Annotated in this window: 12 protein-coding genes; 4 read left to right on the plus strand and 8 right to left on the minus strand. The window is 57.0% G+C overall.

The window, feature by feature from the left end; genetic code table 11:
* Positions 1-460: hypothetical protein (locus tag MGN01_RS22745; RefSeq protein ID WP_147049079.1), on the minus strand; the 460-nt coding region annotated here is incomplete at its 3' end.
* 278 nt (positions 461-738) lie between these two features.
* Between MGN01_RS22745 and MGN01_RS22750 the strand changes: the two genes are divergently transcribed.
* Positions 739-978, plus strand: a complete 240-nt coding sequence (locus tag MGN01_RS22750) for a hypothetical protein (RefSeq protein WP_147049080.1) — start codon at positions 739-741, stop codon at positions 976-978.
* Positions 979-1052: 74 nt separating this feature from the next.
* On the opposite strand, the gene MGN01_RS22755 is transcribed toward MGN01_RS22750, so the two are convergent.
* Positions 1053-1382 carry an HNH endonuclease signature motif containing protein gene (locus MGN01_RS22755; protein WP_147049081.1) on the minus strand — a complete coding sequence of 110 codons (330 nt, stop codon included), beginning with the start codon at positions 1380-1382 and terminating at the stop codon, positions 1053-1055.
* A 190-nt stretch (positions 1383-1572) separates the two neighbouring features.
* On the opposite strand from MGN01_RS22755, the gene MGN01_RS24320 reads away from it, so the two are divergent.
* Both MGN01_RS24320 and MGN01_RS22765 read left to right on the plus strand, forming a co-directional pair.
* Positions 1573-1824 (plus strand): DUF6522 family protein, encoded by a 252-nt coding sequence (locus MGN01_RS24320; protein WP_147049090.1) that lies wholly within the window; start codon positions 1573-1575, stop codon positions 1822-1824.
* A 26-nt stretch (positions 1825-1850) separates the two neighbouring features.
* Entirely contained in the window at positions 1851-2108 is a 258-nt protein-coding gene (locus MGN01_RS22765; protein ID WP_147049082.1) for a hypothetical protein, read from the plus strand.
* A gap of 808 nt (positions 2109-2916) precedes the next feature.
* On the opposite strand, the gene MGN01_RS23875 is transcribed toward MGN01_RS22765, so the two are convergent.
* The 6 genes from MGN01_RS23875 to MGN01_RS22800 form a co-directional block, all read right to left on the minus strand.
* On the minus strand, positions 2917-3093 hold the full coding sequence (locus MGN01_RS23875; RefSeq protein ID WP_170246130.1) for a hypothetical protein: 177 nt from the start codon (positions 3091-3093) through the stop codon (positions 2917-2919).
* A gap of 107 nt (positions 3094-3200) precedes the next feature.
* Entirely contained in the window at positions 3201-3428 is a 228-nt protein-coding gene (locus MGN01_RS22780) for a hypothetical protein (protein ID WP_147049085.1), read from the minus strand.
* Positions 3429-3627: 199 nt separating this feature from the next.
* Positions 3628-4215: a hypothetical protein gene (locus tag MGN01_RS22785; RefSeq protein WP_147049086.1), complete on the minus strand. Its 588-nt coding sequence runs from the start codon at positions 4213-4215 to the stop codon at positions 3628-3630.
* Positions 4197-5105 (minus strand): hypothetical protein, encoded by a 909-nt coding sequence (locus MGN01_RS22790; RefSeq protein WP_170246131.1) that lies wholly within the window; start codon positions 5103-5105, stop codon positions 4197-4199. Before MGN01_RS22790 ends, MGN01_RS22785 begins: the two co-directional genes overlap by 19 nt.
* Before the next feature lie 181 nt (positions 5106-5286).
* Positions 5287-5547 carry a hypothetical protein gene (locus MGN01_RS22795; protein ID WP_147049088.1) on the minus strand — a complete coding sequence of 87 codons (261 nt, stop codon included), beginning with the start codon at positions 5545-5547 and terminating at the stop codon, positions 5287-5289.
* 121 nt (positions 5548-5668) lie between these two features.
* Positions 5669-6499: an FkbM family methyltransferase gene (locus tag MGN01_RS22800; protein ID WP_147049089.1), complete on the minus strand. Its 831-nt coding sequence runs from the start codon at positions 6497-6499 to the stop codon at positions 5669-5671.
* A 366-nt stretch (positions 6500-6865) separates the two neighbouring features.
* Between MGN01_RS22800 and MGN01_RS22805 the strand changes: the two genes are divergently transcribed.
* Positions 6866-7190, plus strand: a 325-nt coding sequence (locus tag MGN01_RS22805; protein ID WP_244612318.1) for a sugar phosphate nucleotidyltransferase, incomplete at its 3' end; no start/stop codon positions are given.

Genomic DNA, 7190 nt, shown 5'->3' on the forward strand with positions numbered 1-7190 from the left:
CGCTGGCCTGGCGCTGGGCTTTCTTGCCGGCCGGCGCAGCCGACTCCGCGAAGGTCTTGGCTGCCAGTTCGAGGTTCTTCAGCGTCCCGGCCCGACTGGAGAGGCTGACGGCCTTCAGCATGGCGTCGCGTCGCTTGCCGTCGTTCTTGCCGGGCGTGAAGTCCTCGATCGCCTCCTCGATCTCGCCGATGTAGGCGGTGCCCTCCTCAAGCTCGGCGAGCATGCGGACCGCAAGCTTCTGGCCGCGGTCGATGATGGCTTCGGGGCTCGCATCTACAGCCGTCGGCGCGGTCCGAATGCGCTCGACGATCGGCTCGACGACGTCCGAAATGGTCTGAGCGGGCTGCGGAGTTGCCTGCGGAGCACCTTCCCCGCGCGGCGGCCACTTCTTGTCCTTGGCGCGCAGCCGAATGGCTTTATCCGAGATGCCGTACCAGCGGGCTATCTCTCTGATGGACAACTCGGTTTTGCAGTAATTCCGCTCAACCCCTGCCCAATCAATAGGTTTTTTTGCCTTTCCCATCAAGCCAGCGTCCGCACTACTCCGCACCCTCGAAAATCACCCACCAGGAAAAAATCTGCGAATGGGACCCTGTGCGGTAGCTGATCCCCTCGGCTGGGGACTTTCGACCGCCCCCCCTTCTGAGCCGCGAACGTTAGCGCCAGCCGCGAGTTGATCTCTATCGCCCGTGCTTGGATCACGGCGGCGCAGGTTCGGGCGGAGGAGGACGTGCGCCCATGCCTGACAAAGCTAAGCGCGCCGAGCTCGCTCAAAAGGCTCTCGACGCCTATCTGCACGAACACTCCGGCATTCGACGCTGGTGCTACCCGCGAGCTTCCGATGACATCGGGGAGAGCGACATCATCGACCTCGTCACCGACCTCTTGCTCTTGGCCGAAATGAAGGGCCACGACGCGTGCGGCGTAGTGCGCAAGGTCGAGGCGCATCTGCAAGCGGAGGCCGGGTTAAGCTGCTGACTTCGCGCCTCAGCCCCTACGCCCATGGCAGCCGGAGTTGAGGCGAACTCCCACTGGTTTGGCGGGCACTCGAGCTATGTGCTTCGCATCCGCGCGGCCCTCGCCTTGGCCGTCTTCACCTGATGGTGCTTCGGGCAGAGCGTTTGCCCGTTCCTTGGATCCAAGGACGCGCCGCCATCCTTCCGCTCCAGGATGTGGTCGGCGTAGAGCCGGACACCGCCGCGACGGCCGTGCGCTTGGCATCCCGGCCACTGGCAGCGCCAATGGGCGCGCTTCAAGACTTCGAGGCGCCAAGCCTTATGTTCGGCCGTAAGAAGCTCGGGATCAGCAACCTTCGGTGCCGGTCGAGCTGTCCGCGTATCGAGCACCTTGAGCCGTGGGGCGAGCGTTCCGAGCCGTCCCACTGCTAGGTCTGAGCTCCATTCAAGACCGCTAAGTCATCCGTCAGCGGCTTAGGCATGGCCGACAAGACTAAGCCGCGATCCAGCTTCGATAGGACGGCGGTTGCACGATTAGCTACTTTCGATCGCCATCCGTATGGTGGGTGCGATGGGTGTCCTCGTGGCCGCTTGTGACTGCGCGAAAGGGACACCGATGCATTTGGCCTTGGATACTGGCGGGGCATGGCTCGTTGATCCAGACGAGCTGGCCGGTCGGCTCGGCATCGCGACTTCACATCTTCTCAGCCAGATGCGGCGGGGGCTGCTTACCAGCCGCATCGAGCCTGGGCGCGACGAAGACGAAGGACGCTACCGTGTGACCGTGCAGGCGGAGAATGCCGGGTGGGAAGGCATTTTCGACGGAAGCGGCGCCCTCCTAAGTGAGTGCGCACTGTGCGCCCGCTAGGGCCGCCGGCAAACGATGACGCAAGAATGGAAGTTACCGCTTTGCCCTCTGACAGAATGCGCGCGGCTCGCTTGGCCCAGATCGCGCTCGAAGCATATTTCCAGGGCCGCACTGACCGTCGCAGAGGCGGCGGAACGGCCGGCGAACTGGAATGGTCTGAGTCCGACATCGTCGATCTCGTAACCGACCTATTCATTCTGGCTCGGGCCAAGGACGTCGATCTGTCGGGAATGCTGGCGAAAATTGAAGCGCACATCCAGATCGAAACTGGACGCCAAGTTTGAGTCACTCTGCTCGTTACCGCACTCGCTAGCGCTGCGGTCGTGGTGCGAACTGGATTGTGTTCGGCTGAACCGCCGGGTCCGCATCGCGCTCGGACGCCTACAGGAGCCGTGCTTTGACTTATGTCCTTCACCAGCTTGCGGCCGGCAACTACGACCTACTTTTGGACTCTATGGTAATCGGCAGCGTCGTTCGCGGAGATCTGCCAAACGGGCACGTTGCCCGATGGCGGGCGGAGCTTCTCGACGATGGCCCGGCTGCTCTAAGGCCCCATCCGTTCATTGAGAGCGAACATCAGTTTGAGTCGCTGTCGGCGGTGAAGCAATGGCTTGCGAACGCCGTGACCGTGAAGCGGCAAGTCAGGCGACCACGATGACCGGCAGCAGGCGGTAGCTTGTACATCGGCCCATGCGCGTATCGAGAACCTTGAGCCTCGGTGCTAAGGTGCCGAGCCGTCCCACTCAGTCCCCTCCGCCGCCGCTTCCGCCGTCAGACGAACAGGAGGAGCTGCTGTCTGAGTAGGACGACGAGGATCCGCTGTCGTCCGCCGACGAAGAGTGGCCGTACCCCGAGCCACAGGACGAGGAACCGGAACGGTCGTAGAGACCGCTCGACGGTGACAGTGGGCTTAGCGGGCTCAGGAGCATCCCAGACGGGGATGCCGGGTTCAACGGGCTGTCATCCCAGTCGGAACGGGGGGAAGTCGAACCTGAACCACCTGAAGCGAGGGCACGGGCCTCGCGATCTCGGCGGCGTCGTCTGCGGCTCAGGATGTCGAAGAAGCCGAACATGCGGTTCTCCTGACGTGATCTATCGTGTTTCGGCGGCCGTTCCGTGCATCACCTCGGCACCATAGAGCATGGTGCCCATCGCCAGGAGCGCCAGAATGCCGGCAAGGTAGATGGGCCTGCCTCTGCTAAACCAGATGCATATCGCTACGGCAGCCAGAAGCTCTGCGATGCCGATGATTCCGGTGAGCTTGCCCACGTTGGCTCCGCTCGTTGCACCGAGGGTCATAGCAGCCGCGATCGGTCGGCGCAGGCGGTATGTCAGAGCGACCATAGTAAGCCAGCACTCACCTGCGCCGGAACTTATCAGACGGCTTTGACGGTCGAGTGAATTTCGACGCCCGTCACGTGGTAGCCGTTCTCTTTGATGTCGGCCTTCGCCTGCTTTGAATCCACGCCAACTCTCGGCTGCGGATCATCTAGATCGACTTCATTAGCGTAAAACCACGGACCGCCTTCGGGCGGCAGGGCCACCCCGCTTTTGTCATCGGTGAAGCCGTGGGCGTTGCCTTTGCCCTTGAACGCATGCGCCATTTGCTTTTTCTCCGGATGTCGTCTTGGGCCGGAGGCACATGGGGGCGCATCGATGTCGCGTCAAACCATAGTGTCGAATTCACGCAGCCCTTCGTCCATCGGGCATTGCACGCTTCCGACGAGGGCTGGTTCAAAGACGTTAGAGCGCTGGCGAGAGTCGGCCGGGTAAGAGCTTGACGAGCTACCGGTCCAGTCGCCGTTAGCCGTCTTTTGACTGAAGGTCTTGCAGCGAAATTACTTTGCCGAAGTCTGGATGCGTAGGAAACGATTGCCGCATTGCGCCCGTATCCGGCGCCTTATCGGCTAATTTTGTCTTCGCTTCTTCAAGCGCACTCTCGTAGCGAACTTTAAGGGTCCGGCGCAGGATTGCTGGTATCTGGCCCACGCGCCACAAAACCAACGCTACAGGCGCCACCACAAGCGCCTGACCAATCCGTGGGAGTATCTGATCCGTCAGATATGGAATTTCGGACAGGAGAGAGGCTGGCTCAATCGAGAGCGACACGAGGGCGGCAACCGAAACACCCACCGCCCCAAACATGAGAAACAGCGCATCCATTGCGGCCTGTATCTCGACCTCTAACCGCCTCAAATTATGGACGGATCTTCCGCTGGCGGTCATGCTATTGATCAGGTGAGTGATCGTGGGCAGCAAGCTCGCAGCCACCAAACCAAGAAAAATGACAAGCACGCGTCCAGCGTCGCTGGAGAGTGCCCCCGGCGTGAGCGCAGCGCCTGCCGCGAAAGCGGCCACCAAGCCGCCGATCTCTACCCGTCGAAGCGACAATCAATCCTTCCGGCAGTTGCCCACTCCCGAAGAGCGTTCACAATCTGTTCCATAGCATCAGCCGGATCCAGCAGCGAGCCATGAGTGGCGATTGGTCGCTGGACCGACAGCTTCACGATACCATTCTTCTCGGTTCCGTCGCCCCGCAATCCGAGGTCGGCTGCGTCGACATTCCGTAGTGCCTCATTGATGGTAGCGCGAGAGATCGGCTTCTTCGTCCGGCGCTTTTCCTTGATGAAGACCCTGAAGAACCCCTCGATCCAGCCGTCGTCGGGCACCTCGGCCTTCAGGCTTTCGACCGCCTCTCCGCTCCAGCCCAACGTGCGCAGAACATCAAAGACCGTGGATCCTTCATCTCGGGCCTGCCCTGCCTCGCGCCCCATGATCTGTTCGTGTGGAGCTTGACCGCCGCGATTGGGTTTAGCCGCCACCGTCACTTCGGTTGAAGCATCCAACTCCTTGCCGTCACCTGCCATGAATTTGCTGTTGAGGACGATCGCCTGGCCAGCTTCTAGCTCACCAGCTTTCTGGAAGAGTGCAGTGAGATACCGCTCTAGCGTTCGTCCGCGAACTTGTTGGCCTTCGATCAGTCCAACATGATTCTCGACAACGGCAAAATATAGCGCCCCCTTGAGGACCCGCGCCTGCTCGCCAACGTTCAAGCTTTGCACGAAGAACTCTGCAGTATCGTCTTCAAGCGATTGCATGACAGCATGAACATCGGTGCCGGCCTGCACATGTATAAGCTGGCCCGCGAATACTGCATCGTCCCATGCGGCGGGATCTAAAACTTTATTAAGTATTACTGCGCCGCCATCCTGATGGCCTACTATCCTCGCCTTGGGCGTCGCTCCCTCATGTGGGCCTGGGATTTCATGCCGGGCGCTCATTGATTCGACAGGCCTAGTAGCGCGTCGATCAAAATCTAATCTTTTACTCGGAAGCTATCTATTCAGATATGGTTGCTGCAAGCAAATGAAAAAATTACCACATCGCCTATGGATCTAATCTGCCTGCCACAAATTCATACAGCAATGAGTTGAATTTGGTGAAGCTAAATGGGAAGCGCTGTCATAGATGCGCTTCTGAAGAGTAGAAAGACGGCTGAGCAGCCTGAGATGGCCGCTCACGGTCGCCGGACGGCTCTTCGAAACCAATATTGACCGTTTTAATCTTAAGATGCGCCGTGATCTCAACGGTCTTCAAAAGGTCGCACGGAAATTCTTCATCAATCCTCCTTAGGATTTTGGCGAGTTCGGAAGGCGCTTCGCCCATAATTATGACAGCAAGCTGCGCGGCAGGGTCCGCCAGATGGCCGTTAACAATGAACATTGGGCAACTGTTAGTGGTTTGAATATTCAGTGTTTTTGTAAGCCGCGTTCCATTTGCTGAATGAACAGCTGCAAGTCGGCTTTGAGTCTTTTAGCCAGCGGCAGTGGGAATCCGGTACATATCAGTGGGCAACCTCCATGATCGCGCGAACGCGCTCGAAAGCGGTTTGGTGGATTGCGTAGATATTTTCGGTTTTGTCATGCATCGGCATCAACTTGCCACGTGTGCCGTCAAAATCCATCAAGTAATAATTGCGATCCTGCAAGTGAGACTCGATTTTAGATGTCTCGTCGGATCTCTCGATGATAACGACTTTTGGCGGACAGCTTCGAAAGAGCGCGCTCGCGCCTTGCAGGACCAGATAATCAGCACCTTCGACATCGATCTTCAGAAGCGCAATTTCTCCTGTGCTACAAATGTCATCAAGCCTTTGCAAATGAATGTCTATTGTTTTGTCACCCTTTACGAAAAGGGAGTTTCGTGCGCTGTTATGATTTATATTAAACGTCGACCGCCCGGATACGTTTGATACGCATACATTATGAACGACAATATTCGAAATGTTGTTACGTTGGATATTTTTCTTCAGAAAGAGATAGGTGTCTGGATCGGCCTCAATGGACTCAACGACTCCGTTCGGCGCGACAAGTTGAGCTCCGATGATACTGTGGGTGCCAATATTAGCTCCGACATCAATAAATCGGTCTCCAGGCTTCAGGAATAGGCGCATAAAGTCAAACATTTCATCTGCTCTATTACCGAAGTAAGACACCAACCGCGCGATGCCATCAGATGTTCGCGCCTGTATCGTGATATCATCAAGTTTCAATGCTATCGTGTCTCGTGTAAATTTATTATACTGCCATGCCAAAATGTTTGAGCACGCAGAAATCGGCTGAGCCCGAAATCCAGGATGACGCAGTAGCCATATGATTTGATCGAGATGGCGCATAGCAATAACAGTCCAAGCTAATCTTGTTATGTGGGCATGTTTTACGTCCACTACACTGATTCCTGTCAATCTCCCACGATAAATATTGAAGCTTTTCGGATGGCAATTTAGTACTACACGCCAGCATCATTCTGCGAGACCAGCAAAAAAGGATAGAAATAAAGATTGGATGCAAACTAAAGGTTGAAGGGCCTTTGAGCTCCGCAATACTCCTATTTCGCCGCTCCGTCAGCAATGCTCGCGGCTTAAGATACCGGCGGTCTCACTCGCGCGAATGTTGTAAAAATCCTACACTCTTTATCATGGAATAAGAAATTCGCTTTTTTCATAAACTTATATTGATACTCCAAGCACAAGGAGAAAGCGATGAACTATTATTCGCGAATGGACATACGCAACATAAATTTGAACAAACAAGCCTTGGACACGGTTCTGCCTGTTATTTTATGCGGCGGCTCGGGCACACGCCTGTGGCCGGTTTCGCGGGAAAGCATGCCGAAGCAGTTCTCGCGAATGGTGAATGAGCAGTCTTCGACCTTTCAGACCACGACACGCCGCGTAAGCGATGAAAAGACTTTCGGGCGGCCGATCATCATCACCCATGTAGACGCCCGCTTCATCGTTGCGGAACAGCTGGCGCAGAGTGGTGTCGCGGCCGAGATTGTCCTGGAGCCGAGCCGGCAGGATTCGG

This window comes from Methylobacterium gnaphalii (assembly GCF_007992215.1).
In the GTDB taxonomy this organism is placed as follows: Bacteria; Pseudomonadota; Alphaproteobacteria; order Rhizobiales; family Beijerinckiaceae; genus Methylobacterium; species Methylobacterium gnaphalii.

Bases quoted from the DNA above. Each gene is read 5' to 3' on its own strand.
- MGN01_RS22800 (WP_147049089.1), bottom strand. From the start codon at position 6,499: ATGCGCCATCTCGATCAAATCATATGGCTACTGCGTCATCCTGGATTT.
- MGN01_RS24320 (WP_147049090.1), top strand. From the start codon at position 1,573: ATGCATTTGGCCTTGGATACTGGCGGGGCATGGCTCGTTGATCCAGAC.
- MGN01_RS22780 (WP_147049085.1), bottom strand. From the start codon at position 3,428: ATGGCGCATGCGTTCAAGGGCAAAGGCAACGCCCACGGCTTCACCGAT.
- MGN01_RS22750 (WP_147049080.1), top strand. From the start codon at position 739: ATGCCTGACAAAGCTAAGCGCGCCGAGCTCGCTCAAAAGGCTCTCGAC.
- MGN01_RS22765 (WP_147049082.1), top strand. From the start codon at position 1,851: ATGGAAGTTACCGCTTTGCCCTCTGACAGAATGCGCGCGGCTCGCTTG.
- MGN01_RS22790 (WP_170246131.1), bottom strand. From the start codon at position 5,105: ATGAGCGCCCGGCATGAAATCCCAGGCCCACATGAGGGAGCGACGCCC.
- MGN01_RS22795 (WP_147049088.1), bottom strand. From the start codon at position 5,547: ATGTTCATTGTTAACGGCCATCTGGCGGACCCTGCCGCGCAGCTTGCT.